This window comes from Streptococcus mitis, assembly GCF_002860865.1.
GTDB classification, from domain to species: Bacteria; Bacillota; Bacilli; order Lactobacillales; family Streptococcaceae; genus Streptococcus; species Streptococcus mitis_AT.
Genome location: NZ_PKIE01000004.1, coordinates 42439 through 67617 on the forward strand (window position 1 = coordinate 42439; position 25179 = coordinate 67617).

At 42.1% G+C, this 25179-nt stretch carries 28 protein-coding genes and 1 pseudogene; 22 read left to right on the forward strand and 7 right to left on the reverse strand.

Annotated elements, in window-relative coordinates; genetic code table 11:
• Positions 1–11: 11 nt before the first annotated feature.
• Positions 12–335 carry a potassium channel family protein gene (locus CYK18_RS07280; RefSeq protein ID WP_101785865.1) on the forward strand — a complete coding sequence of 108 codons (324 nt, stop codon included), beginning with the start codon at positions 12–14 and terminating at the stop codon, positions 333–335.
• Positions 332–1381 (forward strand): DUF389 domain-containing protein, encoded by a 1050-nt coding sequence (locus tag CYK18_RS07285; protein WP_101785867.1) that lies wholly within the window; start codon positions 332–334, stop codon positions 1379–1381. The genes CYK18_RS07280 and CYK18_RS07285 overlap by 4 nt, the downstream gene beginning before the upstream one ends.
• Before the next feature lie 258 nt (positions 1382–1639).
• Here CYK18_RS07285 and thrS read toward each other — a convergent pair whose 3' ends face one another.
• The 3 genes and pseudogenes from thrS to CYK18_RS10820 all read right to left on the reverse strand — a co-directional run bounded on the left by thrS (position 1640) and on the right by CYK18_RS10820 (position 4280).
• Positions 1640–3583, reverse strand: coding sequence for a threonine--tRNA ligase (thrS, locus tag CYK18_RS07295; protein ID WP_042900582.1), 1944 nt, complete (start codon positions 3581–3583; stop codon positions 1640–1642).
• 40 nt (positions 3584–3623) lie between these two features.
• Positions 3624–3832: pseudogene (locus tag CYK18_RS11205) on the reverse strand (hypothetical protein).
• 73 nt (positions 3833–3905) lie between these two features.
• Complete coding sequence (locus CYK18_RS10820) at positions 3906–4280, reverse strand: hypothetical protein (protein WP_001252466.1); 375 nt, start codon at positions 4278–4280, stop codon at positions 3906–3908.
• Positions 4281–4485: 205 nt separating this feature from the next.
• Between CYK18_RS10820 and rpsO the strand changes: the two genes are divergently transcribed.
• From rpsO to CYK18_RS07340, 6 genes are all read left to right on the forward strand, one after another.
• Complete coding sequence (rpsO, locus tag CYK18_RS07315; protein WP_001018251.1) at positions 4486–4755, forward strand: 30S ribosomal protein S15; 270 nt, start codon at positions 4486–4488, stop codon at positions 4753–4755.
• Positions 4756–5374: 619 nt separating this feature from the next.
• A complete protein-coding gene (locus CYK18_RS07320; protein ID WP_101785869.1) occupies positions 5375–5995 on the forward strand; it encodes a CadD family cadmium resistance transporter in 621 nt (206 codons plus the stop codon).
• 236 nt (positions 5996–6231) lie between these two features.
• Positions 6232–7278 (forward strand): FecCD family ABC transporter permease, encoded by a 1047-nt coding sequence (locus CYK18_RS07325; protein WP_101785871.1) that lies wholly within the window; start codon positions 6232–6234, stop codon positions 7276–7278.
• Position 7279: 1 nt separating this feature from the next.
• Positions 7280–8035, forward strand: coding sequence for an ABC transporter ATP-binding protein (locus CYK18_RS07330; RefSeq protein WP_101785873.1), 756 nt, complete (start codon positions 7280–7282; stop codon positions 8033–8035).
• A 19-nt stretch (positions 8036–8054) separates the two neighbouring features.
• Positions 8055–9065, forward strand: a complete 1011-nt coding sequence (locus tag CYK18_RS07335) for an ABC transporter substrate-binding protein (RefSeq protein WP_101785875.1) — start codon at positions 8055–8057, stop codon at positions 9063–9065.
• Positions 9046–9738, forward strand: coding sequence for an alpha/beta hydrolase-fold protein (locus tag CYK18_RS07340; protein ID WP_101785877.1), 693 nt, complete (start codon positions 9046–9048; stop codon positions 9736–9738). Before CYK18_RS07335 ends, CYK18_RS07340 begins: the two co-directional genes overlap by 20 nt.
• A 43-nt stretch (positions 9739–9781) precedes the next feature.
• On the opposite strand, the gene CYK18_RS07345 is transcribed toward CYK18_RS07340, so the two are convergent.
• Positions 9782–10531, reverse strand: a complete 750-nt coding sequence (locus CYK18_RS07345; RefSeq protein ID WP_101785878.1) for a lysophospholipid acyltransferase family protein — start codon at positions 10529–10531, stop codon at positions 9782–9784.
• A gap of 132 nt (positions 10532–10663) precedes the next feature.
• Here CYK18_RS07345 and CYK18_RS07350 point away from each other — a divergent pair, with 132 nt between their 5' ends.
• The 6 genes from CYK18_RS07350 (at position 10664) to CYK18_RS07375 (ending at position 17768) form a co-directional block, all read left to right on the forward strand.
• On the forward strand, positions 10664–13000 hold the full coding sequence (locus CYK18_RS07350) for a cation-translocating P-type ATPase (protein WP_101785943.1): 2337 nt from the start codon (positions 10664–10666) through the stop codon (positions 12998–13000).
• A 100-nt stretch (positions 13001–13100) separates the two neighbouring features.
• Positions 13101–13778: a tRNA (adenine(22)-N(1))-methyltransferase gene (locus tag CYK18_RS07355; RefSeq protein ID WP_101785880.1), complete on the forward strand. Its 678-nt coding sequence runs from the start codon at positions 13101–13103 to the stop codon at positions 13776–13778.
• Complete coding sequence (locus CYK18_RS07360; protein ID WP_101785882.1) at positions 13765–14562, forward strand: Nif3-like dinuclear metal center hexameric protein; 798 nt, start codon at positions 13765–13767, stop codon at positions 14560–14562. Before CYK18_RS07355 ends, CYK18_RS07360 begins: the two co-directional genes overlap by 14 nt.
• Before the next feature lie 16 nt (positions 14563–14578).
• Complete coding sequence (locus CYK18_RS07365; protein ID WP_180948025.1) at positions 14579–15682, forward strand: NAD(P)/FAD-dependent oxidoreductase; 1104 nt, start codon at positions 14579–14581, stop codon at positions 15680–15682.
• 99 nt (positions 15683–15781) lie between these two features.
• Positions 15782–16801 (forward strand): UDP-glucose 4-epimerase GalE, encoded by a 1020-nt coding sequence (galE, locus tag CYK18_RS07370; RefSeq protein ID WP_101785886.1) that lies wholly within the window; start codon positions 15782–15784, stop codon positions 16799–16801.
• A 1-nt stretch (position 16802) separates the two neighbouring features.
• The gene (locus CYK18_RS07375; RefSeq protein WP_101785888.1) at positions 16803–17768 is read left to right on the forward strand and encodes a glycosyltransferase family 2 protein; all 966 of its coding nucleotides are present in this window, start codon (positions 16803–16805) and stop codon (positions 17766–17768) included.
• Between the two features lie 57 nt (positions 17769–17825).
• Here the strand turns inward: CYK18_RS07375 and CYK18_RS07380 are convergent, their stop codons facing one another.
• Positions 17826–18023 carry a ferredoxin gene (locus CYK18_RS07380; RefSeq protein WP_004235080.1) on the reverse strand — a complete coding sequence of 66 codons (198 nt, stop codon included), beginning with the start codon at positions 18021–18023 and terminating at the stop codon, positions 17826–17828.
• A 45-nt stretch (positions 18024–18068) separates the two neighbouring features.
• Here CYK18_RS07380 and CYK18_RS07385 point away from each other — a divergent pair, with 45 nt between their 5' ends.
• The 8 genes from CYK18_RS07385 to CYK18_RS07420 all read left to right on the forward strand — a co-directional run bounded on the left by CYK18_RS07385 (position 18069) and on the right by CYK18_RS07420 (position 23762).
• Positions 18069–18557, forward strand: coding sequence for an SAG1386/EF1546 family surface-associated protein (locus CYK18_RS07385; protein ID WP_180948026.1), 489 nt, complete (start codon positions 18069–18071; stop codon positions 18555–18557).
• Between the two features lie 8 nt (positions 18558–18565).
• On the forward strand, positions 18566–19237 hold the full coding sequence (gene cmk, locus CYK18_RS07390) for a (d)CMP kinase (RefSeq protein WP_101785890.1): 672 nt from the start codon (positions 18566–18568) through the stop codon (positions 19235–19237).
• 130 nt (positions 19238–19367) lie between these two features.
• Positions 19368–19706 carry a zinc ribbon domain-containing protein YjdM gene (locus CYK18_RS07395; RefSeq protein WP_020903640.1) on the forward strand — a complete coding sequence of 113 codons (339 nt, stop codon included), beginning with the start codon at positions 19368–19370 and terminating at the stop codon, positions 19704–19706.
• A gap of 2 nt (positions 19707–19708) precedes the next feature.
• Positions 19709–20338: a Pr6Pr family membrane protein gene (locus CYK18_RS07400; RefSeq protein WP_000033944.1), complete on the forward strand. Its 630-nt coding sequence runs from the start codon at positions 19709–19711 to the stop codon at positions 20336–20338.
• 225 nt (positions 20339–20563) lie between these two features.
• Positions 20564–21715, forward strand: a complete 1152-nt coding sequence (locus tag CYK18_RS07405; protein ID WP_101785892.1) for an MFS transporter — start codon at positions 20564–20566, stop codon at positions 21713–21715.
• Positions 21716–21810: 95 nt separating this feature from the next.
• Positions 21811–22560 (forward strand): tRNA pseudouridine(38-40) synthase TruA, encoded by a 750-nt coding sequence (gene truA / locus CYK18_RS07410; protein ID WP_101785947.1) that lies wholly within the window; start codon positions 21811–21813, stop codon positions 22558–22560.
• The gene (locus CYK18_RS07415; protein ID WP_101785893.1) at positions 22550–23323 is read left to right on the forward strand and encodes a bifunctional hydroxymethylpyrimidine kinase/phosphomethylpyrimidine kinase; all 774 of its coding nucleotides are present in this window, start codon (positions 22550–22552) and stop codon (positions 23321–23323) included. The genes truA and CYK18_RS07415 overlap by 11 nt, the downstream gene beginning before the upstream one ends.
• Positions 23301–23762 carry an ECF transporter S component gene (locus CYK18_RS07420; RefSeq protein WP_101785895.1) on the forward strand — a complete coding sequence of 154 codons (462 nt, stop codon included), beginning with the start codon at positions 23301–23303 and terminating at the stop codon, positions 23760–23762. Before CYK18_RS07415 ends, CYK18_RS07420 begins: the two co-directional genes overlap by 23 nt.
• 76 nt (positions 23763–23838) lie before the next feature.
• On the opposite strand, the gene CYK18_RS11120 is transcribed toward CYK18_RS07420, so the two are convergent.
• The gene (locus CYK18_RS11120; protein WP_257960174.1) at positions 23839–24045 is read right to left on the reverse strand and encodes a hypothetical protein; all 207 of its coding nucleotides are present in this window, start codon (positions 24043–24045) and stop codon (positions 23839–23841) included.
• Between the two features lie 17 nt (positions 24046–24062).
• Positions 24063–25145 (reverse strand): M24 family metallopeptidase, encoded by a 1083-nt coding sequence (locus CYK18_RS07430; RefSeq protein WP_101785897.1) that lies wholly within the window; start codon positions 25143–25145, stop codon positions 24063–24065.
• Positions 25146–25179 lie beyond the last annotated feature (34 nt).

Genomic DNA, 25179 nt, shown 5'->3' on the forward strand with positions numbered 1-25179 from the left:
AAGGAGAACAAATGAGACGTTTAAAAATGTTATGGCATATTATGCAGGTTACGGGTTTTACTCGGTTTGCTCTGAGTTTTGTGACCTTTGTTTTTGGGTCAGGAGGCGTGCTTTTCCTAGTTGAACCTGCTATCACAAATTACGGAGACGGTCTTTGGTATGCTTTTGTGACTTCGACGACTGTCGGCTACGGGGATCTCCTAGCTGTGACCTTGATTGGAAGGATTACCAGTGTCTTCTTGACGATTTATGGGCTCATATTTTTTGGCTGTTTATCAGCTGTTATTTTTAATTATTATACCAATTTAAATAAGGAAAGAGGAGAGGACAAATGACTGCCAATTATTCAACACGGGAATACCGTGAGAAATTATACGATGACCTTCATGTTCGATTGAGAGATACAGCGATTTTGATGTGTGCAATTTTTATTGCCTCTATCGGACTAAATATGAATTCAACAGCTGTCATTATAGGAGCCATGTTGATTTCACCTCTCATGACACCGATTGTTGGACTGGGATTCGGTTTAGCTATTTTTGATACGCGTTTAATCAAGCAATCTCTAGAGGTTTTATTGACTCAAGTGTTGGTCAGTTTGCTTGTCTCGACTCTGTATTTCTGGATTTCTCCCTTGTCTTATGCAAGTAGCGAGTTGATTGCACGAACCTCTCCAACCATTTGGGATGTCCTCATTGCTATTGCTGGTGGGATTGCTGGTGTGATCGGTTCAAGGAAAAAAGAAGCAAACAATATCGTGCCAGGAGTAGCCATTGCTACAGCTCTGATGCCGCCTATCTGTACTGCTGGCTATGGTTTAGCTAATGGGAATGTACGATTTTTATTGGGGGCTCTCTATCTTTTCTTGATCAACTGTGTCTTTATCATGCTAGCCAACATTGTTGGAACAAGAATTTTGATGAGAAAATCTCCTTTAACTTCATTTAAAGAGCTGAGCATTAAAATGAGAATTGGCTTGATATCTTTGATTGTATTGTTGATTCTTCCAGCTAGCTATTCGGCAGTTACTCTGACAATAGAACAAGCGCGCAAAGAAGGGATCAAACAGTTTGTAGGAAAAGAGTTCGCCAATTATACGGTTATTAATCAAGTCTACAAGTCAAGTAACAATGAATTGGTCTTGACGGTTGTTGGAGATCCGATTTCAGAAGAAGAATTAGAAACCATTCGTCAAAAACAAGCCTCTTACGGTATTCAATCTGTTCAATTGAAAGTCAAGCAATTCCATAATTCGGCAAAATTAGATAGTGAGGCGACCAAGGAATTTTACGAAAACATTGACAAGTATATCGAACAAAAACTCTCTGAAAAAGATTTACAAAACGATCGCGCAAAAGAAAATGAAGCAGACAAGGAATGAGGATATTGACTTTATCTAACTCATGAAAGCAAATCTTGTGTGGTGGTTTGATCAATCACTACTAGCTCGGGTTAAATAATACTCTTCGAAAATCAAATTCAAACCACGTCAGCGTCGCCTTACCGTACTCAAGTACAGCTTGCGGCTAGCTTCCTAGTTTGCTTTTTGATTTTCATTGAGTAAAAATATAAAAAGCAACAGCTGTTTCAGTTGTTGCTTTTTCTGGCTCTGAAAAATGTTTCTCAGACTGTGATTGTTTTATTTCTCAACGCGTGATTTGTTGGCGATATCAGCTAGGATAGCTTGAACAAAATCATCTACTGAGACAGTTTGTGTTTCTTTTTGGCCGTAGCGACGAACGTTGACTGTTCCGTCTTCCATTTCCTTGTCCCCAACGATTAATTGGTAAGGAATCTTGCTTGTTTGTGAAGCACGGATCTTGAACTGCATTTTTTCATTGCGCTCATCTACATCTGCACGGACACCACGGTCACGGAGTTTCTTAGCTACTTCCCATGCGTAGTCTACGTGTTTTTCGTTAGATACTGGGATGAGGGTTACTTGGTGAGGTGCAAGCCATGTTGGGAAGGCTCCCTTGTAGTTCTCAATCAAGATAGCTGTGAAGCGCTCCATAGTAGAGATTACACCACGGTGAATCATGACTGGACGGTGTTCTTCGCCATCAGCTCCGATGTATTTAAGGTCGAAGCGCTCTGGAAGCAAGAAGTCAAGCTGGATAGTAGAAAGAGTTTCTTCTTTTCCAAGAGCGGTCTTAACTTGAATATCCAATTTTGGTCCGTAGAAGGCTGCTTCACCTTCGGCTTCAAAGTAGTCCACGCCCATTTCATCAAGGGCTGCACGAAGCATGGTTTGAGCATTTTCCCACATCTCATCGTTGTCAAAGTACTTGTGAGTATCTTGAGGGTCACGAAGAGAGAGACGGAAGCGGTACTCATTCAAGTTGAAGTCTCCGTAAACATCTATAATCAACTGAAGGGCGCGTTGGAATTCTTCTTGGATTTGTTCTGGAGTAACGAAGAGGTGACCGTCGTTAAGAGACATTTCACGTACACGTTGAAGACCAGTAAGGGCACCAGATTTTTCATAGCGATGCATCATCCCGATTTCAGCGATACGGATTGGCAACTCACGGTAAGAGTGAACATGATGTTTGAAGACTTGGATGTGGTGTGGGCAGTTCATTGGACGAAGGACAAATTCTTCCCCGTCACCCATGTCCATAGTTGGGAACATGTCTTCTTGGTAATGATCCCAGTGACCAGAAGTCTTGTAAAGCTCAACTGAAGCAAGTGGTGGAGTGTAGACGTGTTGGTAGCCTGAAGCCAACTCCTTGTCAACGATATAGCGTTCCAATTCACGACGAATAGTCGCACCATTTGGCAACCAGAAAGGCAAACCTTGTCCGACTTCTTGAGAAATCATGAAGAGGTCCAGTTCTTTACCGAGTTTGCGGTGGTCACGTTCCTTAGCTTCTTCACGCATTTGAAGGTAGTTTTTCAAGTCTTTTTTGTCAAACCAAGCTGTACCGTAGATACGTTGCATCATAGCGTTGTCGCTATTTCCACGCCAGTAAGCACCTGCTACATGGAGAAGGTGGAAGATTTGGATACGGCCTGTTGAAGGGACGTGTGGGCCACGGCAAAGGTCTACATATTCACCCTGACGATAGATAGTCAAACCGCCTTCGTCTTCTGAGTGTTCTTCAATCAATTCCAACTTGTAAGGGTCGTTTTTAAAGATTTCACGTGCCTCGTCTTTAGTCACTTCTTCACGAATTGATGGGAAGTTTTCTTTGACAATTTTTTGCATTTCTTCTTCGATACGAGGAAGGTCTTCGTTAGAGATTTGACCAGCTGTGTTGTCAGTATCGTAGTAGAAGCCGTCCTCGATGGCTGGACCAACACCCAAGTGAATGTCTGGGAAAAGACGACGAGCTGCTTGGGCAAACAAGTGAGCGGCTGAGTGACGCAAGATTGGAAGGGCATCTTCGTGGTCAGGTGTCACAATTTCGATGCTTCCATCTTCAGTGATCGCACGAGTTGTATCAATTAGTTTGCCGTTGAATTTACCAGCCAAGGCCTTTTTAGCTAGGGAATTGCTGATAGATTGGGCAATTTCAAAAGTTGTAACGCCAGATTCGAATTCACGAACAGCGCCATCTGGGAAAGTAATGTTAATCATGATGTTCTCCTTACTTATATTATTGACGAATGTGTTAACCCTATTCTGAAAACAGGGACAGAGGACTGTGAAAGCTAGAAAAACAAAAAGCGACATCCTCGAAAGGACGTCGCAACGTGGTTCCACCTTCATTTATGTTCCTCAAAAAAGAGGGACACCTCTGATTGGCTCTAACGTGGCCACCGTTTTATGTTTTCATAAAAAACTCAAGAGTAGTATCAGTTTAGGCTTCCTATGCGTTTCCAGCAACCACGCACTCTCTAGTAGAAAGGGACTAAGTGACTTGTCTCTATGGATTATTATAGCATGATTGTGAGATTTTTCAAGGATTTTGTGAAAGTTTTTTGTTTTTCATTTTTTGTAGAATATACTTGATACCAATACCGGAAGCCATGCCCACCAGAGCAAAGATTTCATAGGCTAAAAAGTAAAACCAGATAAATTCACCAAAGGTTATGATAGTAAAGCAAAAGAGCAGTCCGTTACCAATTAACCACCAAAGTGAGAAACGGAAACGGTAGCTATAGAGTAGCGATATAATCAAGATTACCAGAGGTGTAAAGAAGAGAAGATTGTTTATATAGAGTCCCTTGAGTGTAAGGGGGTCAGAAACAACTAGCAAGAACAACTCATAAAGTGGCCAATAAAAGAAGGATATGACCAGATAGTAGGGGAGATGGAAATAGAATCTACGCATGATAATCACCTCGTTTTAAAAAAACAGATAACTTAAATCTCTTGCTATGATTATTATAGCATGTTTAAAACAAGAAAGTAAATCTGTTGACAAAGAAGTTAGTTATTGGTAGAATAGGGATTGTCGTAAAGACAAATAACTTCTTCTTGGTTACAGGCATGCCAACCTGTCACTCGGATGAAGCCAAATAAAAAGGAGAAACATCATGGCAATCTCAAAAGAGAAAAAAAATGAAATCATCGCACAATATGCACGTCACGAAGGTGATACAGGTTCAGTAGAGGTTCAAGTTGCTGTCCTTACTTGGGAAATCAACCACCTTAACGAACACATCAAACAACACAAAAAAGACCACGCTACTTACCGTGGATTGATGAAAAAAATCGGTCGCCGTCGTAACTTGCTTGCATACTTGCGTAAAAACGACGTTAACCGTTACCGTGAGTTGATCAACTCTCTAGGACTTCGTCGTTAATTCAAGATACAAAGGCCGTCAAAAGCACAAAGCAAAAATAGGAAAATTGACGAAGAAACTTTAGTTTTTAGGAAATTTTATCTTTTTTGCCAAGTGCTTAGGCCGTGTTCAATTGAGCATATCTTGATAATGAAGCTACTCTAAAATGGGTAGCTTTTTTGTATGGATTTTAGCCCGGGCTCAAATCAGCTCTCTGACTTCAGAGGGCTTTTTTATTGAGGTTTTATCGGTCACAATTTTGGAGACTACAAAAACTGAGTAACCCACCTTAATAGCGGATTGTGTGTTTTATCGGTCACAATTTTGGAGACTACAAAAACCTCAAATGGTATCAGCTAATTACACCATAAAGGTGCGTAGCTACTCGGATTGAAAAGCCGAGTAGCTGTCTGCAAGCCCCCTCGGAGAGCCCACACTTTACGAAGTAAAGTATAATATGTTATACTCTACATGGAAGTAGTCACTGAATTCCAGTTAGAAATTACTTTGTAACTACGTTTTGAGGAGGAGTAAAATGCTTTCCTATGTTCGACATTACCCACTAGCGATAGCTAAATTAATGTGTCTGTGCTCTCCTAAAATCTGCTGATTTATTACTGACCAATACAGGAGGTTTTTTATGGGACAGACAATTATATCTGCTATTGGTGTTTATATTTCCACCAGTATCGATTATTTAATTATTTTATTTATTTTATTTGCACAGCTATCACAGAATAAACAAAAATGGCATATTTATGCGGGGCAATATCTAGGCACAGGCTTACTTGTAGGTGCGAGTTTAGTTGCTGCTTATGTCGTTAATTTCGTGCCTGAAGAATGGATGATTGGATTGCTTGGTTTAATCCCTATCTATTTAGGGATTCGCTTTGCAATTGTTGGAGAAGGTGAGGAAGAAGAGGAAGAAGAGGAAGAAATTATTGAAAGATTAGAACAAAGCAAGGCAAATCAACTGTTTTGGACAGTTACATTGCTAACAATTGCGTCTGGCGGAGATAATTTAGGTATCTATATACCTTATTTTGCTTCGTTAGATTGGTCACAGACCCTCGTGGCGTTGCTTGTGTTTGTAATCGGCATAATTATCTTATGCGAGATTAGTCGGGTGTTATCCTCTATTCCGTTAATATTCGAGACAATTGAAAAATACGAGCGAATCATTGTGCCCTTAGTATTCATTGTACTTGGACTATACATCATGTATGAAAATGGCACGATAGAGACTTTTCTGACCGTGTAGATTTTTTTGTTTCACTAGGATTTTATCCCGAGCTCAAATTGGCTCTCTGATTTTCAGAGGGCTTTTTATGTTGTCACCTTACCTCGACATACTCAAGTTTAATCTTCGGTTACGGTTCCTAGCACAATAAAACCAACTATATTCATTTGTTCTCATCTTGTTACGCAGTTGAAAATATGGTATACTTTTTCATGAGAATTTTCTAAATTTTTAAGATTCTATCATAGGAGGTTTGCATGCTTTCCAAATTTTCTGGAAGCCGACAAGACCAGCAATTTGTGTTACTTTTAGTTATTTTGCTAGCTACTTTAGGGATTTCTCTCTTTCTAGCAGTTTCAATGGGATCTGTTGCAATTGATCTAGGAGATACCTATCGGATTATTTTGAGCAGATTAGGATTTCCTCTTGAGATAGGAGAGGTTTCCAAGTCCACTCTTGTCATTGTATGGAACATGAGATTTCCCCGAGTATTGTTAGGTCTGATAGTGGGAGCAGGCCTTTCTATGTGTGGTAGCGTGATGCAGTCCACAGTGAACAATCCCATCGCTGAGCCTTATGTCTTAGGAATATCTGCGGGTGCAACTCTAGGGGCAACTTTGAGCATCATTCTTGGTTTAAAAGTGATGATTAGCCTTGGAGCTTTTCTTGGAGCTATTTTGGCAACAATTGCTGTCCTCATCATTGCCTCTATGCAGGGAAGGATGACAACATCTAGTCTGATCTTATCAGGAACGGTGGTCAATGCTCTCTTTCTAGCTTTTTCCAACTTTATTATCTCAGTTGGCGCTAATGCGGATAGTGTGATGACCATTAAGTTTTGGACCATGGGCTCGCTCGCTGGGACTTCCTGGGCAGACTTGGTCCTGCCAACTATAGTAGTAGGAATAGCCTTTCTATTTTTCTCTACTCAGTATCGTGTTTTCAATGCGATGATGATGGGAGATGAGGCTGCTTTAACTTTGGGAATTCCTTTACGCTTTTATTGGTATCTTTATGTGACCATGGTGGCTGTGCTGACAGCAGTATTAGTGGCAACCTGTGGGATTATTGGATTTGTCGGTCTGATTACTCCACATTTAGCTCGAGGGTTAGTAGGAACGAGTTACAAGAGGCTTTTTCCTGTTGCAACCTTGCTGGGTGCCCTCTTTGTCATTTGGGCCGACGTACTCTCCCGTATCATCATTCCAAACGCAGAGCTTCCTATTGGTATTTTCACAGCCTTAGTAGGTGCTCCCTTCTTTATCTACATTGTTGGAGGTCGGCGAAGGGAGGTGAGGAGCTGATATGGATTTGATTTGTCAGGATATTCACTTTGGACTGGGAGAGAAAAAAATCCTAAAGGGAGTTTCTCTTAAAGTTGAAGGGCATCAATTTCACACGATATTAGGACCAAATGGAAGCGGGAAAACCAGTCTACTTAAACTCCTCTATCGTCAGGAAAAGGCGGATAAAGGCTTGATAAGCTTAGATGGAAAGCCACTGGAGCATTGGTCACTCAAAGAAACAGCCAAGCAAATGGCAGTTGTAACCCAGTTTAACCAGCTGCAGTTTGATTGTACAGTTGAAGAAATCGTCTTGCTGGGAAGAACTCCCCACCTCTCTTTTTTACAGAAGGAAAAGGAAAGAGATTATACCCTTGTTCAAGATGCCCTCGTTAAGGTGGATATGCTTGAGAAGAAAACTCGTCTCTATTCGTCCCTGTCAGGGGGAGAGAAACAGCGAGTCTTACTAGCCCGCGCCTTGGCGCAAGAACCGACTCTCTTACTCCTAGACGAACCAACCAATCACCTGGATATCAAGTACCAGCTGGACTTATTGGCCATTGTGAAGGAGCTCAAGGTCAATGTTCTAGCTGTCCTACATGATATTCAACTTGCTTGTCGCTATTCGGATTATCTCTATCTGATGAAAGAGGGAGAAATCCTTTACCAAGGGACTCCAAAGGAGACCATCACCCCTGAGTCATTGCAAACTGTATACGGAGTTCAAAGTCAGGTTACTTGGACCGAGGATCAGCAAGCTATGATTCACTATTTATAAGAATGAAAAGGAAAACAAGATGAAAAAAACACTCAGTATTTTACTTGTAACAGTAGCTACCCTAACCATGGCAGCTTGTGGCAATACTACTACAGAAAAAGCTACCACACAATCTAGCACAGAGACAAGTCAAAAGGCTAACGCAGAGACGACTTATCCGTTAACGGTTAAGACCTATGATGCTAAAGGAAATGAAGTCGAACAAGTCTTTGACAAGGCACCTGAAAAAGTGATCACCAACAATCTTTCAACCACTGAAATCTTATTGGAGTTGGGGTTGAAGGATAAAATTGTTGGTATGCTCAATCCAGACAATGCTGTGACGGACAAATACAAGGACGCGATTGCGACGATTCCTCAAATTGGGGATAAAAAAACAGTCTCACAAGAGACAGTCCTTTCTTATGAGCCAGACGCTGTGATGGGTCGAAACATGATGTTTTCTGAAAAATCCTTGGGGACAGTTAGCACTTGGAATGAAAACAAAATCCCAGTTTATACTCAAAAAGCTTCTCTCTCAACAATTCAGCAAGATTTGGGGAATATTGTAGAAGACGTTAAAAATCTTGGAATGATTTTTAATGTGCAGGACAAGGCTAATGAATACGCAGCCCAATTACAAGCTAAAATCGAGGCTGTTAAGAAAGGAAACCCAGCAAGTCAAGGTGAAAAGAAAAAGGCTTTGATTATGGTTGCTTATAATGATGAAACCTTCGGTGCCTACAAGTCTGCTTTGCAAGAAAGTTTGCTGAACCAACTTGGTTATACAAACGTTGCTACGGGTACATCAGGCTTGACCTTGGAAAATCTCGTGTCAATGGATCCTGAATTGATTATCTATGTAACCAGCGATCGCAATAAAAAATTGGATGAAAAAGCAGTAGAGTTGATGAAGGCAAATGCTGTTTTGGAAAGCGTTCCTGCTATTAAGAATCAAAAAATCATGACCATCTCTTACGATGAATTGATGGACTATGGTCCAGCAGTGATTGATTCCCTTGAGAAAATCAATGACTTTATCAATAAATAATGAGTTTGATTGGGAAGGAATTCAAGTTAAAATCAGCCTTCCCTCTAGCTACGACCCCAATCAAACCTATCCGGCTATTTTATTGAATGATGGAAACTTGGACTTCCTATCGTCCCTTTCCGAATCTGTGATTTTAGTGGGCTTGACCTCTAAAAATCGCCTAGATGACTACACGCCCTGGAAGGCAGCTGCTCTGAGAGATGGAGCTCCAGATTTTGGCGGTCAGGCCAATGTCTATCATGATCATTTGTTCGGAGATCTTTTAGACAAGTTGCAGTCGCTTTATCGCCTGGACGAAACTCGCCTTGCTTATGGAGGCTACTCACTAGGTGGTTTGGCGGCAGTCTACAGTCTTTTCAGCTTTGACAAGGTTTCCTGTGTCTTCTCCATCTGCGGTTCCTTTTGGTATCCTGATTTTGTGACTTACTGCAAGGAAGAGACAGTGAAAAATCTAGACTGTTTGCTGTATTTACAGAACGGTCAAACAGAAGGAGTCAATCATAGTAATCTCTTAGCTCAAGCACCAGTCTATGCTGAGCAGATCCATACCAGTTTTCAGAAATGCTATCCGAACGGCCAGTTTGTCTTTGATCCTTATGGACATCATGAACAAGTAGCTGAACGATTCCTAGCTTTTTCTAGCTGGTTGGCCCAAAAATGGAAAATCGAATAAAAGATTTATCCCTTGGCTTTTGCCAAGGGATTGTTGTATTTGTTTAACCAAAGTTTTCTCTCTTTTTATCTGGATTCCATACGAAGCTCGCGATAAAGCTAAAGATGATAGTTAGGATAGCGAGGATAATGGCAAGGATGAGGGCAGGAATGCGGATAAACCACCAGAGTGGGTTTGGTTTTTTATCATTGTGCCATTGTTTCGTTTCGTCGTCTAGACGTTGAAATTCTGTTTGGATACGATTGGCGACTGTTTCAATGCCTTCATCATTCATTTTCTTGATATCTGAGATATCAATTGGATTTCCAAAGTTCATATCGACACGTTCACGGCTAACCAAGCCTTTCAAGGTCATAGGACCTGTATAGGTAACAGGCATGATACGAACCTTGGCCATTTTGGCAATCAGGGCAACTCCACCCTTGACATCGTTTGAGTGACGGCTCCCACTTGGAAACATGATAAGAGAGCGATCACTTTTTTTGAGAACATTGATAGGGTATTTGATGGCTGAGGCGCTAGGATTTTCACGGTCGATGGGAAAGGCGCCACACATACGAATCCACCAACCAAAGATACGGTTGGTAAAGAGTTCTTTTTTAGCCATAAAGATAAATTGTTTTGGCTTGGTCGCAAAGGCCATGTAAACAGGATCCCACCAGGTACGGTGAGGCGCAACCAGAATATAATTTTCATCTTGATTAGGAATTTTATCAGTATTATGATAATGGGCATTGCCATTGATGGACCATAGGAGTAAGACAACCAATCCACGTAAATAAGTATAAAACATGCGATCTCCTTCGATTATTTTCTTGTTATTATTATACCTTATCAAAGGAGGGCTGGCAAACTTTTCCCTTGACTAGGTCCATATTTGGGATGAAATTAGAATTCTTTTAGAAAAAATGGTATGATAGAATTTATGGATAAAAATAAGATTATGGGATTAACCCAAAGAGATGTCAAGGAAAGACAGGCTAAGGGCTTGGTCAATGATTTTACTGCATCGGCCAGTACTAGCACTTGGCAAATCGTTAAACGAAATGTCTTTACCCTTTTTAACGCTTTGAACTTTGCCATTGCTTTGGCCCTTGCCTTTGTGCAGGCTTGGAGCAATTTGGTCTTTTTTGCTGTTATCTGCTTTAACACTTTTTCTGGGATTGTGACTGAGCTACGGGCCAAACACATGGTGGACAAGCTTAATCTCATGACCAAGGAAAAGGTCAAAACCATTCGTGATGGCCAGGAAGTTGCTCTGAATCCTGAAGAATTGGTGTTAGGAGATGTCATTCGTTTGTCTGCAGGAGAGCAGATTCCTAGTGATGCCTTGGTTTTGGAAGGCTTTGCGGAAGTCAATGAAGCCATGTTGACGGGTGAAAGTGATTTGGTGCAAAAGGAAGTTGACGCCTTGCTTTTGTCAGGAAGTTTCCTAGCTAGTGGGTCAGTTTTAGCTCAAGTTCACCATGTCGGTGCAGACAACTATGCTGCCAAACTCATGCTGGAAGCCAAGACCGTTAAACCAATCAACTCTCGTATCATGAAATCGCTGGACAAGTTAGCTGGTTTTACTGGGAAGATTATCATTCCTTTTGGTCTAGCTCTCTTGCTAGAAGCCTTGCTTTTAAAAGGCCTGCCTCTCAAGTCATCCGTTGTAAATTCGTCAACAGCTCTTTTGGGAATGTTGCCCAAGGGAATCGCCCTGTTGACCATCACCTCTCTCTTAACTGCTGTTATCAAGCTTGGGTTGAAAAAGGTTTTGGTGCAGGAGATGTATTCTGTTGAGACCTTGGCGCGCGTGGATATGCTCTGTCTGGACAAGACGGGTACCATCACCCAAGGAAAGATGCAGGTGGAGGCTGTTCTTCCTTTGACCGAAGAGTATGGAGAGTCAGCACTTGCTAGCCTCTTGGCCAGCTATATGGCCCATAGTGAGGATAAAAATCCAACAGCTCAAGCCATTCGCCAGCGTTTTGTGGGAGAAGTAGCCTACCCTATGCTTTCCAATCTGCCTTTCTCAAGCGACCGGAAGTGGGGAGCCATGGAGTTAGAAGGTTTGGGAACAGTTTTCTTAGGGGCACCTGAGATGTTGCTGGATTCTGAGATCCCAGAAGCCAGAGAGGCCTTGGAGAGAGGTTCACGTGTCTTGGTCTTAGCTCTCAGTCAGGAGAAATTAGACCATCACAAACCACAGAAACCATCTGATATTCAGGCTCTAGCCTTGCTGGAAATCTTGGACCCCATTCGGGAGGGAGCAGCAGAGACGCTGGACTATCTCCGTTCTCAGGAAGTGGGCCTAAAAATTATCTCTGGTGACAATCCAGTTACGGTATCTAGCATTGCCCAGAAGGCTGGTTTTGCGGACTATCACAGCTATGTAGATTGCTCCAAAATCACGGATGAGGAATTGATTGCTATGGTGGAGGAAACTGCGATTTTCGGACGTGTTTCCCCTCATCAAAAGAAACTCATCATCCAAACACTGAAAAAAGCGGGGCATACAACGGCTATGACAGGGGATGGGGTTAATGATATATTGGCCCTTCGTGAGGCGGATTGTTCTATCGTGATGGCTGAGGGAGATCCTGCGACTCGTCAGATTGCTAATCTGGTTCTTTTGAACTCAGATTTTAATGATGTTCCTGAGATTCTCTTTGAAGGTCGTCGTGTGGTTAATAATATCGCCCATATCGCACCGATTTTCTTGATTAAGACCATCTATTCTTTCTTGCTCGCAGTTATCTGTATCGCCAGTGCTCTTCTGGGACGATCTGAGTGGATCTTGATCTTCCCTTTCATTCCGATACAGATTACCATGATTGACCAATTTGTGGAAGGTTTCCCACCATTCGTTCTGACTTTTGAGCGAAATATCAAACCTGTCGAGCCAAACTTCCTCAGAAGATCCATGCTTCGTGCCCTACCAAGTGCTCTCATGGTCGTCTTCAGCGTACTCTTTGTGAAAATATTTGGAAGTAGCCAAGGTTGGTCTGAGTTAGAAATCTCAACTCTACTCTATTATCTCTTGGGGTCAATTGGTTTCTTATCCGTATTTAGAGCCTGCATGCCATTTACCCTATGGCGTGTCCTCTTGATTGTTTGGTCAGTAGGAGGCTTCCTAGCCACAGCTCTCTTCCCAAGAATTCAAAAACTGCTTGAAATTTCGACACTTACAGGACAAACGTTGCCTGTTTATGGCGTCATGATGTTGGTCTTTACCGTGATATTTATCTTAACCAGTCGTTACCAAGCGAAAAAATAAAGAAAGGCTGCAATCTGTGGATTGCGGTCTTTTTAGGTAAAAGACTGCCAGCTGAAATGTGGTATAATAAGAGGTAATAGAGTTTGGAAAGTGAGAGAAGATGATTTCAAAGAGATTAGAATTAGTGGCTTCCTTTGTGCCACAGGGAGCCATTTTACTAGATGTGGGGAGTGACCATGCTTATCTGCCTATCGAGTTAGTCGAAAGAGGAAAAATCGAAAGTGCCATTGCAGGTGAGGTCGTAGAAGGTCCCTACCAGTCCGCGGTTAAAAATGTTGAGGCTCACGACCTAAAGGAAAAAATCCAAGTCCGTTTAGCAAATGGCTTGGCAGCTTTTGAAGAGGCAGACCAAGTGTCGGTCATAACCATTGCTGGTATGGGTGGTCGTTTGATTGCTAGGATTTTAGAAGAAGGCTTGGACAAGTTAGCTAATGTAGAACGATTGATCCTCCAGCCAAATAATCGTGAAGACGACTTGCGTATCTGGCTACAAGAGAATGGATTTCAGATTGTAGCTGAAAGCATCTTAGAAGAAGCTGGCAAGTTTTACGAGATTTTGGTGGTGGAAGTAGGACAAATGAAGCTATCAGCCAGTGATGTTCGCTTTGGTCCCTTCTTGTCCAAAGAGGTCAGTCCAGTCTTTGTCCAAAAATGGCAAAAAGAAGCTGCTAAGCTAGAGTTCGCCCTCGGACAAATCCCCGAAAAAAATCTGGAAGAACGTCAAGTTCTAGTAGATAAAATTCAAGCCATCAAGGAGGTTCTCCATGCTAGCAAGTGAAATGATTAACGCGTATGAAGCCTTTTGCCCTCAGGAATTTTCCATGGAGGGAGACAGTCGTGGCCTGCAAATTGGAACTTTGGACAAGGATATCCAAAGGGTTATGGTGGCTCTCGATATTCGTGAAGAAACGGTGGCTGAAGCCATTGAAAAGGGTGTGGACTTGATTATTGTCAAGCACGCGCCGATTTTCCGTCCCATCAAGGATTTGATATCCAGCCGTCCACAAAATCAGATTTACATTGATCTCATCAAGCATGACATCGCAGTTTATGTAAGCCATACCAATATTGACATCGTTGAAAATGGCCTTAATGACTGGTTCTGCCAGATGCTAGGCATTGAGGAGACGACTTATCTGCAGGAGACAGGTCCTGAACGTGGGATTGGACGTATTGGGAATATTCAGCCTCAGACCTTTGGAGAATTAGCCCAGCATGTCAAGCAAGTCTTTGGCCTTGATAGCCTTCGAATGGTGCATTATCAAGAGACTGATTTGCAGAAGTCTATTTCAAGAGTGGCCATCTGTGGTGGTAGCGGGCAGTCTTTCTATAAGGATGCTTTAGAAAAAGGGGCAGAAGTCTATATCACTGGTGATATTTACTACCATACTGCTCAGGATATGCTGTCTGATGGTTTGTTGGCATTGGACCCAGGCCACTATATTGAAGTGCTTTTCGTGGAAAAAATCGTAGCATTCCTTAGTCAATGGAAAGAGGAAAAAGGCTGGGAACTAGAGATTTTACCTAGTCAAGCATCGACCAATCCTTTCCACCATATCTAGTTAGAAAGTGAAAACAATGAAAAAAGTTGCCATTATCGGAGCAGGGATTGTAGGTGCAACAGCTGCCTACTACCTCTCTAAAGAAAGTGATTTAGAAGTAACCGTTTTTGATCATGGACAGGGTCAGGCAACCAAGGCTGCAGCAGGAATTATCAGCCCCTGGTTTTCCAAACGCCGCAATAAGGCCTGGTATAAGATGGCGCGCTTGGGGGCTGACTTTTATGTGGATTTATTAGCTGATTTAGAGAAGTCAGGGCAAGAAATCGACTTTTACCAGCGTTCGGGAGTCTTTCTCCTGAAAAAGGATGAAACTAAGTTGGAAGAACTTTATCAACTAGCCCACCAGCGCAGAGAAGAATCTCCCTTGATAGGGCAATTAGCCATTCTGGACCAAGCATCAGCTAACGAATTATTTCCTGGCTTGCAGGGATTTGACCGCTTGCTCTATGCTTCTGGTGGGGCGAGAGTAGATGGCCAACTCTTAGTGACTCGTTTGCTGGAAGCCAGTCACGTCAAGCTGGTCAAAGAAAAAGTAACTCTGACACCTTTAGCATCAGGTTACCAGATTGACGAAGAGGTGTTTGATCAGGTTATTCTGGCGACGGGAGCTTGGTTGGGACACCTGTTAGAGCCTTTAGGTTATGAAGTAGATGTTCGTCCCCAAAAGGGGCAACTCCGAGATTATCAGCTTGCCCAAGACATGGAAGCTTACCCTGTTGTTATGCCCGAAGGGGAGTGGGATTTGATTCCTTTTGCAGGTGGGAAATTGTCCTTAGGCGCTACTCATGAAAATGACATGGGATTTGATTTGACGGTAGATGAAACATTGCTCAAACAAATGGAGGAGGCAGCCCTGCCTTGCTATCCTAGTTTAGTAGAAGCTACCAGAGCTGGTGAGCGTGTGGGAATCCGTGCCTATACCAGTGATTTCTCACCTTTCTTTGGGCAGGTGCCAGAATTGGCAGGTGTCTATGCAGCCAGTGGACTAGGTTCATCAGGTCTCACAACGGGTCCTATCATTGGTTACCACCTAGCACAACTGGTACAAAGCAGGGAAATGACCTTAGACCCAGCAAACTACCCAATTGAAAACTATGTCAAACGAGTAAAAAGCGAATAAGAATTTTACTGAAATTTTATCCTACCCCCTAGGATTGTAAATGACATTCCCTATCAAAAATGGTAAAATAAGAAAAAATCCGAGAATCGAGGAAAAAAGATGCAAGAAAAGATTTTGGTAACGGGTGGGGCAGGTTTTATCGGGACCCACACTGTTATTGAGTTAATCCAAGCTGGTCATCAGGTTGTTGTGGTGGATAACCTTGTTAACAGCAACCGTAAAAGTTTAGAAGTTGTTGAGAGAATTACAGGAGTTGAAGTGCCTTTTTATGAGGCAGATATCCGTGATACAGATACTCTTCGTGACATTTTCAAACAAGAAGAACCAACAGGTGTTATTCACTTTGCTGGTTTGAAGGCTGTTGGAGAATCTACCCGTATCCCTCTTGCCTACTATGACAATAATATTGCTGGAACTGTTAGTCTTCTAAAAGCTATGGAAGAAAACAACTGTAAAAACATCATTTTCAGTTCTTCTGCGACAGTTTACGGGGATCCGCACACAGTGCCCATCTTGGAAGATTTCCCACTTTCAGTGACCAACCCATATGGCCGCACTAAGCTTATGCTTGAGGAAATTTTGACCGATATCTACAAGGCAGACCCAGAATGGAATGTGGTCTTGCTTCGTTACTTTAACCCAATCGGAGCCCATGAGAGTGGTGATTTGGGTGAAAATCCAAACGGTATTCCAAATAACCTCTTGCCATATGTGACGCAAGTAGCCGTTGGAAAACTAGAACAAGTGCAAGTGTTTGGAGACGATTACGATACGGAAGATGGAACAGGTGTTCGTGACTATATCCACGTCGTCGATTTGGCCAAAGGTCACGTCGCAGCTCTGAAAAAAATCCAAAAAGGCTCAGGTCTAAACGTTTATAACCTTGGAACAGGGAAGGGCTACTCAGTTCTTGAAATTATCCAAAACATGGAAAAAGCAGTGGGACGTCCAATTCCTTATCGTATTGTAGACCGTCGCCCAGGTGACATCGCAGCCTGCTATTCAGATCCTGCAAAAGCCAAAGCAGAACTCGGCTGGGAAGCAGAACTTGGCATCACCCAAATGTGCGAAGACGCATGGCGTTGGCAAAGCAAGCATCCAAATGGATTTGAAGACTAAGATGGTGATGTCAATCATTGTCCCCTGTTTAAACGAAGAGGAAGTACTTCCTCTTTTTTATCAGGCTTTGGAAGCTTTACTTCCAGATTTGGAAACAGAAATCGAGTATGTCTTTGTCGACGATGGATCAAGTGATGGGACCTTGGAACTTTTAAAGGCCTATCGGGAGCAAAATCCGTCAGTTCATTATATTTCTTTCTCTCGAAATTTTGGCAAAGAAGCAGCCCTCTATGCAGGCTTGCAATATGCGACAGGAGATTTGGTGGTGGTGATGGATGCAGACCTCCAAGATCCTCCGAGTATGTTGCTTGAGATGAAAAATTTACTAGACCAAAATGCAGACTTGGACTGTGTTGGAACACGCAGGACCAGTCGGGAGGGAGAACCAGTTTTACGTAGTCTCTGCGCTAATCTCTTTTACCGCCTTATGCAAAAAATTAGTCCAGTAGCCTTGCCATCAGGTGTCCGTGATTTTCGCATGATGAGAAGGTCCATAGTGGATGCCATTTTATCCTTGACAGAGTCCAATCGTTTTTCAAAGGGACTCTTTGCTTGGGTCGGCTTTAAAACCCACTATCTGGATTATCCTAATGTAGAAAGACAGGCTGGCAAGACCAGTTGGAGTTTTAGGCAACTCTTTTTCTACTCCATTGAGGGTATTGTCAATTTTTCAGATTTTCCCTTGATTATAGCTTTTGTGGCTGGTATCCTATCTTGTTTTATTTCTCTACTTATGACCTTTTTTGTCGTGGTTCGAACCCTTATTTTGGGCAATCCGACATCAGGTTGGACATCTCTGATGGCTGTCATTCTCTTTCTTGGAGGCATTCAACTCTTGACCATTGGGATTCTTGGCAAGTATATCAGTAAGATCTATCTAGAGACTAAAAAAAGACCACTTTATCTTATCAAAGAAAAAAGCGACCTTCCTGATTTTACAGAAAAAAATAAAGAGAAAAGACTATAATTTTGCATGGAAATATGCTAAACTAGAAGGAGTGGAACGTTCCTGTCGATGTTAGAGTTAATCTTTAATCAAGGCACGTGTCGGACAGTTTCTAACAGCTTCTACGACGTCCTGACTAGGAGAGATTTCTTTTTCTAGTTGGTCAGGATCATCGTAAAAACGTACGATTCCATTATCGTGGTAATCAAATAATTCAGAATAAGTTTGGCAAAGACCACAGGCAATGCAGCGTTCAGGTATAAGTGTGATTTTCATATTTATATTGTAATAAGAAAAGTAAAAAAAAACAAGGAGTAAGGTATGGCAAAAGAACCGTGGCAAGAAGATATTTATGAGAATCAGGAAGAAACAAGATCAGAACGTCGTAAGAGAGAACAAGGTGGAGGAGTGCTGGCTAATCGTATCTTGACTATTTTAGCAAGTATTTTCTTTGTGATTGTAGTCGTGATGATTATTGTTCTGATTTATCTTTCATCGGGTGGGAGTAATCGCACGGCAGCCTTGAAAGATTTTCACGATTCAGATACAAAAGTAGAGCAAGTTTCTTCTACTTCTAGTAGTTCAGAGCAGGCATCTTCTAGTTCAGAGGAGAAGGCAGAAGAGTCATCTAGTAGCTCAGAACATCCAACTGATCCAGAAGGAACTACAAAAGTCTTAGCTGGAGAAGGAGAAGCAGCCATTGCCGCTCGTGCAGGAATCTCGATTGCTCAGTTAGAGGCTTTGAATCCTGGGCATATGGCTACAGGATCTTGGTTTGCTAATCCAGGTGATGTTGTCAAAATCAAATAGGAGTTGATATGAAAACAATTCAAATTGCTATTGACGGTCCTGCTTCAAGTGGCAAGAGTACGGTCGCAAAGATTATTGCCAAGGATTTTGGATTCACCTACCTAGATACAGGTGCTATGTATCGTGCAGCGACCTACATGGCTCTCGGGAACCAATTAGGAGTTGAACAAGTTGAAGAACTCTTAGACTTATTGGACCAGCATCCAATTAGTTTTGGGCGTTCAGAAACTGGGGAACAGCTTGTCTTTGTAGGAGATGTGGATATTACCCATCCTATCCGTGAAAATGAAGTGACCAATCACGTTTCTGCTATTGCGGCGATTCCTGAAGTTCGTGAGAAACTAGTTTCTCTCCAACAAGAGATTGCCCAGCAAGGTGGGATTGTCATGGACGGTCGCGATATCGGGACTGTTGTATTGCCACAAGCAGAATTGAAAATTTTCCTAGTAGCCTCTGTTGATGAAAGAGCAGAGCGTCGTTACAAGGAAAATATTGCCAAGGGAATTGAAACAGATCTTGAAACTTTAAAAGAGGAGATTGCTGCGCGTGACTACAAGGATAGCCATCGTGAGACTTCACCTCTCAAACAAGCAGAGGATGCTGTCTACCTTGACACAACTGGTTTGAACATTCAAGAAGTAGTTGAAAAAATCAAAGCAGAAGCTGAAAAAAGAATGTAAATGTAGAAAAGCCGATAGATTGATATCGGTTTTTTTCTAAATTTGTCAAAATACTAATTTTAAGGTATAATAGTTGCTGTTCGAGAAATTTTGATTTTCAAAGAATAGTGAATGATGATAAGGAGAAACCATGAACAACCTACCAAATTGCCCACAATGTAACTCAGAGTATGTCTACGAAGACGGTGCCCTACTGGTTTGCCCAGAGTGCGCTCATGAGTGGAATCCTGCTGAAGTTGCAGAAGTAGAAGAAGGTCTTGTCGCTATCGATGCCAACGGAAATAAATTGGCTGACGGTGATACAGTAACCCTCATCAAGGACTTGAAAGTAAAAGGTGCGCCAAAAGATTTGAAACAAGGAACGCGTGTGAAAAATATTCGCATCGTAGAAGGCGACCACAATATCGACTGTAAAATCGATGGCTTTGGTGCCATGAAACTCAAATCAGAGTTTGTGAAGAAAATTTAAGCATGTCAAAGCACTATAAACTAGTATTTTATAGCCGTATCTTCTTGTTTCTAGCGGCTTTTACGGGAGTTTATCTTGAAATCGCCAAGCATGGTGGATTTGGGATGCTTCTCTATTATACGGTTTTGTCAAATCTTTTAGTAGCGATTTTTACGCTCTATCTCCTAAAGGTTATGAGCCGTTTAGGTGAAAACTGGCAAAGACCAAGTCTCTTGCGCTTAAAAGGTGGGGTTACCATGAGTATCATGATTACCTGTGTGATTTACCATTTCCTCTTAGCGCCCATTGCGACTAATTTCTATACTCTGGAAAATTTCCTTTGCCACTATATCGTTCCCCTTTGGTTTTTAGCGGATACCCTCTTTTTTGACAAACAGGGTCAATACAAGATTTGGGATCCAGTTGTGTGGACGATTTTACCCTTGCTGTATATGATTTTTGCTCTTTTTAATGGCTTGGTACTGAAACTTGATGTTCCTAATTCTAAGGTCAGTCCCTTCCCTTACTTCTTTTTGAATGTAAACAAGGGTTGGGATGTCGTGTTTAAGTGGTGTCTGATTATCTTTGTTGCCTATATGGTGGCAGGATTTATCTTCTACTTTATCAAGCAAATCAAGAGAAAGTCATCCTAATACTCTTCGAAAATCAAATTCAAACCACGTCAGTTTCGCCTTGCCGTACTCAAGTACAGCCTGCGGCTATCTTCCTAGTTTGCTCTTTGATTTTCATTGAGTATAAGACACAAGGGATTCATTTTCGAGTTTAAGAAGGAGTCTATACACCAAAGAGACTTCTTCTTTTCTTGCTTGATAACCATCAAAAAATAGAAGATTAAGAGAAATATAGAAAGAGATTTCATGAAACAATTTTTAGAACGGGTCAGTATTTTGGCTCTCTCCCTCGTTTTGATTACCTCCTTTTCGATTTCAAGTGCTCTACCAGCTATGTTTGACTATTATCAAGGTTATCCTAAGGAACAAATTGAGCTCTTAGCGAGCTTGCCATCCTTTGGAATCATGATTATGTTATTACTAAATGGTTTCTTAGAAAAAATATTCCCTGAGCGCTTACAGATTAGTTTGGGCTTGTTGATTTTATCACTGAGTGGAACGGCTCCCTTCTGGTATCAGGCCTATCCTTTTGTCTTTGGAACACGGATTCTTTTTGGTTTGGGTGTTGGGATGATCAATGCCAAGGCCATTTCCATTATTAGTGAACGCTATCAAGGAAAAACGCGCATTCAGATGTTAGGACTACGCGGTTCTGCAGAGGTCGTAGGAGCTTCTCTCATTACCTTGGCAGTCGGTCAGTTGTTGGCCTTTGGTTGGACAGCTACCTTCTTGGCCTATAGTGCTGGATTTTTGGTGCTGACCCTTTATCTGCTCTTTGTCCCTTATGGAAAAGAAAAGAAAGAAGTCAAGAAAAAAGCGAAGGAAGCAAGTCGTTTAACTCGTGAAATGAAAGGCTTGATTTTTACCCTAGCTATAGAAGCGGCAGTTGTAGTTTGTACCAATACGGCTATTACTATTCGTATTCCAAGTTTGATGGTGGAAAGAGGGCTTGGAGATGCCCAGTTATCTAGTTTTGTCCTAAGTATCATGCAGCTGATTGGGATTGTGGCTGGGGTGAGTTTTTCTTTCTTGATTTCTATCTTTAAGGAAAAATTACTCCTCTGGTCTGGTATTACCTTCGGCTTAGGGCAAATTGTGATTGCTTTATCTCCATCCTTGTGGGTGGTGGTGGCAGGAAGCATTCTGGCTGGTTTTGCCTACAGTGTAGCCTTGACGACGGTCTTTCAACTTGTCTCTGAAAGAATTCCAGCTAAACTCCTCAATCAAGCAACCTCATTTGCAGTTTTAGGCTGTAGTTTCGGAGCCTTTACGACTCCATTCGTTCTAGGTGCGATTGGATTACTAACTCACAATGGGATGCTGGTCTTCGCCATTTTAGGATCCTGGTTGATTGTAACCTCTATCTTTGTTATGTACCTACTTCAAAAGAGAGCTTAGGATTGATTCCTAAGTTTTTCTTTTTGAATTTGTACCCAGACAGTTGTAAATTTTCTAGCTTGTTACGAGATTATTTTCTTGATAAAATAGAAGTTATGACAAGATATAAAGCAACTATTTCCTATGATGGTTACGCTTTTGCTGGCTTTCAGCGCCAGCCCTATGCGCGTAGCGTTCAGGAAGAAATTGAAAAAACCTTGACCAGGTTAAATAAGGGGCAATCTATTACTGTTCACGGTGCTGGTAGGACAGATAGTGGGGTTCATGCCCTGGGACAGGTTATTCATTTTGACCTGCCTTATCAAATGGATGAGGAGAAGCTCCGTTTTGCTCTAGACACTCAGTCCCCTGAAGATATTGATGTGATTTCGATTGAGCTTGTGGCGGATGATTTTCATTGCCGTTATGCTAAGCACAGTAAGACCTATGAGTTTATCGTGGATAGGGGCCGTCCCAAGAATCCTATGCGCCGTCACTATGCCACTCACTTTCCCTATCCACTCGATGTGGAACGCATGCAGATGGCAATCAAAAAGTTAGAGGGAACCCATGATTTTACCGGTTTTACAGCCTCTGGGACTAGTGTAGAGGATAAGGTTCGCACCATCACAGAAGCTAGTCTTAGGGTTGATGAGACAGGCCAGTTTTTGACCTTTACCTTTTCAGGAAATGGTTTTTTGTATAAGCAGATTCGCAATATGGTGGGGACACTGCTCAAAATCGGCAATAACCGCATGCCAGTAGAGCAGATTGACCTGATCTTGGAGAAAAAGGACAGGCAGCTTGCAGGTCCCACTGCAGCACCAAATGGTTTATATTTAAAGGAGATTCGTTATGAAGAATAATCGTATTTTAGCACTTTCTGGAAATGATATTTTTAGTGGTGGTGGTTTGTCAGCTGATTTGGCTACCTATACCTTGAACGGCTTGCATGGCTTTGTAGCAGTGACTTGTTTGACAGCCTTGACGGAAAAGGGCTTTGAAGTCTTTCCAACTGACGATACCATTTTTCAACATGAATTAGATAGCTTGCGTGATGTGGAATTTGCAGGTATTAAGATTGGTCTTCTTCCTACTGTCAGTGTGGCTGAGAAGGCCTTGAACTTTATCAAGCAACGTCCAGGAGTGCCTGTGGTATTGGATCCTGTCTTGGTCTGCAAGGAAACTCACGATGTGGCTGTTAGTGAGCTCTGCCAAGAACTGATTCGTTTTTTCCCTTATGTCAGTGTGATTACACCTAATCTTCCTGAAGCAGAATTACTAGCAGATCAAGAGATTAAAACCCTTGAAGATATGAAAACTGCAGCACAGAAATTGCATGAATTAGGAGCGCCAGCAGTCATTATCAAGGGAGGTAATCGCCTTAGTCAAGACAAGGCTGTAGATGTCTTTTATGATGGACAGACCTTTACAGTGTTGGAAAATCCTGTTATCCAAGGGCAAAATGCAGGTGCAGGTTGTACCTTTGCCTCAAGCATTGCCAGTCACCTAGTCAAAGGTGATGAACTTTTACCAGCAGTAGAAAGCTCTAAGGCTTTCGTTTATCGTGCCATTGCACAAGCAGATCAGTATGGAGTAAGACAATATGAAGCAAACCAAAACAACTAAAATCGCCCTTGTATCCCTCTTAACCGCCCTTTCTGTGGTTCTAGGCTATTTCTTAAAAATTCCAACACCGACAGGCATTCTAACTCTTTTAGATGCGGGTGTCTTCTTTGCTGCCTTTTACTTTGGTAGTCGCGAAGGGGCTGTAGTCGGAGGATTAGCAGGTTTCTTGATTGACCTCTTATCAGGCTATCCTCAGTGGATGTTCTTTAGCTTGGTCAACCATGGCTTGCAGGGATTTTTCGCAGGATTTAAAGGAAAAACTCAGTGGTTAGGCCTTATCTTAGCAACTGTTGCCATGGTAGGGGGCTACGCCTTGGGTTCTACTTTGATGAATGGCTGGGCAGCAGCCCTACCAGAGATCCTACCAAATTTCATGCAAAATATTGTAGGGATGATTGTAGGATTTATCCTTAGTCAAAGTATCAAGAAGATTAAGTAATGAGGATGTGGAGAAAGTCCTAAAAATCAGAAAAAACGCATAGTATCAGGTGTTGAAAACCTTGATACTATGCGTTTTATTGTGGTAAGATTTTATACTCTTCGAAAATCTCTTCAAACCGCGTCAACGTCGCCTTGCCGTAGATATGGTTACTGACTTCGTCAGTTCTATCCACAACCTCATAACAGTGTTTTGAGCTGACTTCATCAGTCTTATCTGCAACCTCAAAACATTGTTTTGAGCAACCTGCGGCTAGTTTCCTAGTTTGCTCTTTGATTTTCATTGAGTATTAGATGAATATTAATCAAAATAAAGCAAGTCTTTGCTGGTGTTTGTAAAGAGGTCAAAGCCATCCTTGGTAACAACACCGCAGTCTTCGATACGGACACCGACTTTACCAGGGATATAGATACCTGGTTCAACAGAGAAGCACATGCCTTCTTCGATGACCATGTCGTTTCCTTCCATGATAGATGGGAATTCGTGGACATCCATACCGATACCGTGACCAAGACGGTGGTTGAAGTACTCGCCGTAACCAGCTTTTTCGATGACCTCACGGGCAGCGCGGTCCACTTCATGGGCAGTCACACCTGGTTTGATAAAGTCAAGAGCAGCTTGTTGGGCTTCAAGAGTCAAGTTATAAATGTCTTTCTTGAATTGGTCAGGTTTGCCGACTGCGACTGTACGAGTCATATCTGACGCATAGCCGTTGACTAGAACACCAAGGTCAAAGAGTAGAAGAGCATCATTTTCAACCTTATTAGCTGCTGGAATACCGTGTGGATTTGCAGCATTATCACCTGTCAAGACCATGGTGTCAAAGCTCATTTCATAGCCTTCACGTTTCATGGCAAAGTCAATTTGAGCGATGATATCTGTCTCTGTCTTATCAAGAGAAATATTATCAAAACCAACTTTTACAGCTTTATCAGCATAGAGACCTGCAACCATCATTTTTTGCACTTCGTCAGCTGATTTGATGAGGCGCATGCGTTGGATACGAGGAGTGAGGTTGTCAAACTCAGCAGTTTCAAAGACTATTTTCAAGCCATGATATTTGGTCAAGATGAGATTGTCAAACTCAACAGCGACACGTTTGAAGTCGTGCTGTGGAAGAGCATGTTTCATTTTTTGCCATGGATTTTCAGAATCCACATAGCCCACAACTGGGAAGGAAACAGTGCTGCTTGCACGCTCAACTTCAAGGGCTGGGACAAAGAGGAGGGGTTCTTGATCCGCTAGGATAAAAAGGAACATTTGGCGTTCATGGGGATCACTGTAAAAGCCAGTGAGGTAATTGATTGTGACGGGGTCAGATACGACAGCGACGTCTAGTTTTTCTGATTCAAGATATGTTACGATTTGTTGTAATTTAGACATATGCTACCTTCTTTCTACTCCTCTATTTTGGCAA

What these genes read in the sequence shown, in the direction of transcription:
- CYK18_RS07320 (WP_101785869.1), top strand. Translation starts at nt 5,375, where the DNA reads ATGGGACAGACAATTATATCTGCTATTGGTGTTTATATTTCCACCAGT.
- CYK18_RS11120 (WP_257960174.1), bottom strand. Translation starts at nt 24,045, where the DNA reads ATGAAAATCAAAGAGCAAACTAGGAAACTAGCCGCAGGTTGCTCAAAA.
- CYK18_RS07330 (WP_101785873.1), top strand. Translation starts at nt 7,280, where the DNA reads ATGGATTTGATTTGTCAGGATATTCACTTTGGACTGGGAGAGAAAAAA.
- CYK18_RS07285 (WP_101785867.1), top strand. Translation starts at nt 332, where the DNA reads ATGACTGCCAATTATTCAACACGGGAATACCGTGAGAAATTATACGAT.
- cmk (WP_101785890.1), top strand. Translation starts at nt 18,566, where the DNA reads ATGAAAACAATTCAAATTGCTATTGACGGTCCTGCTTCAAGTGGCAAG.
- CYK18_RS07350 (WP_101785943.1), top strand. Translation starts at nt 10,664, where the DNA reads ATGGATAAAAATAAGATTATGGGATTAACCCAAAGAGATGTCAAGGAA.
- CYK18_RS07375 (WP_101785888.1), top strand. Translation starts at nt 16,803, where the DNA reads ATGGTGATGTCAATCATTGTCCCCTGTTTAAACGAAGAGGAAGTACTT.
- CYK18_RS07380 (WP_004235080.1), bottom strand. Translation starts at nt 18,023, where the DNA reads ATGAAAATCACACTTATACCTGAACGCTGCATTGCCTGTGGTCTTTGC.
- CYK18_RS07325 (WP_101785871.1), top strand. Translation starts at nt 6,232, where the DNA reads ATGCTTTCCAAATTTTCTGGAAGCCGACAAGACCAGCAATTTGTGTTA.
- CYK18_RS07335 (WP_101785875.1), top strand. Translation starts at nt 8,055, where the DNA reads ATGAAAAAAACACTCAGTATTTTACTTGTAACAGTAGCTACCCTAACC.
- truA (WP_101785947.1), top strand. Translation starts at nt 21,811, where the DNA reads ATGACAAGATATAAAGCAACTATTTCCTATGATGGTTACGCTTTTGCT.
- rpsO (WP_001018251.1), top strand. Translation starts at nt 4,486, where the DNA reads ATGGCAATCTCAAAAGAGAAAAAAAATGAAATCATCGCACAATATGCA.
- CYK18_RS07365 (WP_180948025.1), top strand. Translation starts at nt 14,579, where the DNA reads ATGAAAAAAGTTGCCATTATCGGAGCAGGGATTGTAGGTGCAACAGCT.
- CYK18_RS07360 (WP_101785882.1), top strand. Translation starts at nt 13,765, where the DNA reads ATGCTAGCAAGTGAAATGATTAACGCGTATGAAGCCTTTTGCCCTCAG.
- CYK18_RS07345 (WP_101785878.1), bottom strand. Translation starts at nt 10,531, where the DNA reads ATGTTTTATACTTATTTACGTGGATTGGTTGTCTTACTCCTATGGTCC.
- thrS (WP_042900582.1), bottom strand. Translation starts at nt 3,583, where the DNA reads ATGATTAACATTACTTTCCCAGATGGCGCTGTTCGTGAATTCGAATCT.
- CYK18_RS07400 (WP_000033944.1), top strand. Translation starts at nt 19,709, where the DNA reads ATGTCAAAGCACTATAAACTAGTATTTTATAGCCGTATCTTCTTGTTT.
- CYK18_RS10820 (WP_001252466.1), bottom strand. Translation starts at nt 4,280, where the DNA reads ATGCGTAGATTCTATTTCCATCTCCCCTACTATCTGGTCATATCCTTC.
- CYK18_RS07430 (WP_101785897.1), bottom strand. Translation starts at nt 25,145, where the DNA reads ATGTCTAAATTACAACAAATCGTAACATATCTTGAATCAGAAAAACTA.
- CYK18_RS07405 (WP_101785892.1), top strand. Translation starts at nt 20,564, where the DNA reads ATGAAACAATTTTTAGAACGGGTCAGTATTTTGGCTCTCTCCCTCGTT.
- CYK18_RS07415 (WP_101785893.1), top strand. Translation starts at nt 22,550, where the DNA reads ATGAAGAATAATCGTATTTTAGCACTTTCTGGAAATGATATTTTTAGT.
- CYK18_RS07395 (WP_020903640.1), top strand. Translation starts at nt 19,368, where the DNA reads ATGAACAACCTACCAAATTGCCCACAATGTAACTCAGAGTATGTCTAC.
- CYK18_RS07355 (WP_101785880.1), top strand. Translation starts at nt 13,101, where the DNA reads ATGATTTCAAAGAGATTAGAATTAGTGGCTTCCTTTGTGCCACAGGGA.
- galE (WP_101785886.1), top strand. Translation starts at nt 15,782, where the DNA reads ATGCAAGAAAAGATTTTGGTAACGGGTGGGGCAGGTTTTATCGGGACC.
- CYK18_RS07280 (WP_101785865.1), top strand. Translation starts at nt 12, where the DNA reads ATGAGACGTTTAAAAATGTTATGGCATATTATGCAGGTTACGGGTTTT.
- CYK18_RS07420 (WP_101785895.1), top strand. Translation starts at nt 23,301, where the DNA reads ATGAAGCAAACCAAAACAACTAAAATCGCCCTTGTATCCCTCTTAACC.
- CYK18_RS07385 (WP_180948026.1), top strand. Translation starts at nt 18,069, where the DNA reads ATGGCAAAAGAACCGTGGCAAGAAGATATTTATGAGAATCAGGAAGAA.
- CYK18_RS07340 (WP_101785877.1), top strand. Translation starts at nt 9,046, where the DNA reads ATGACTTTATCAATAAATAATGAGTTTGATTGGGAAGGAATTCAAGTT.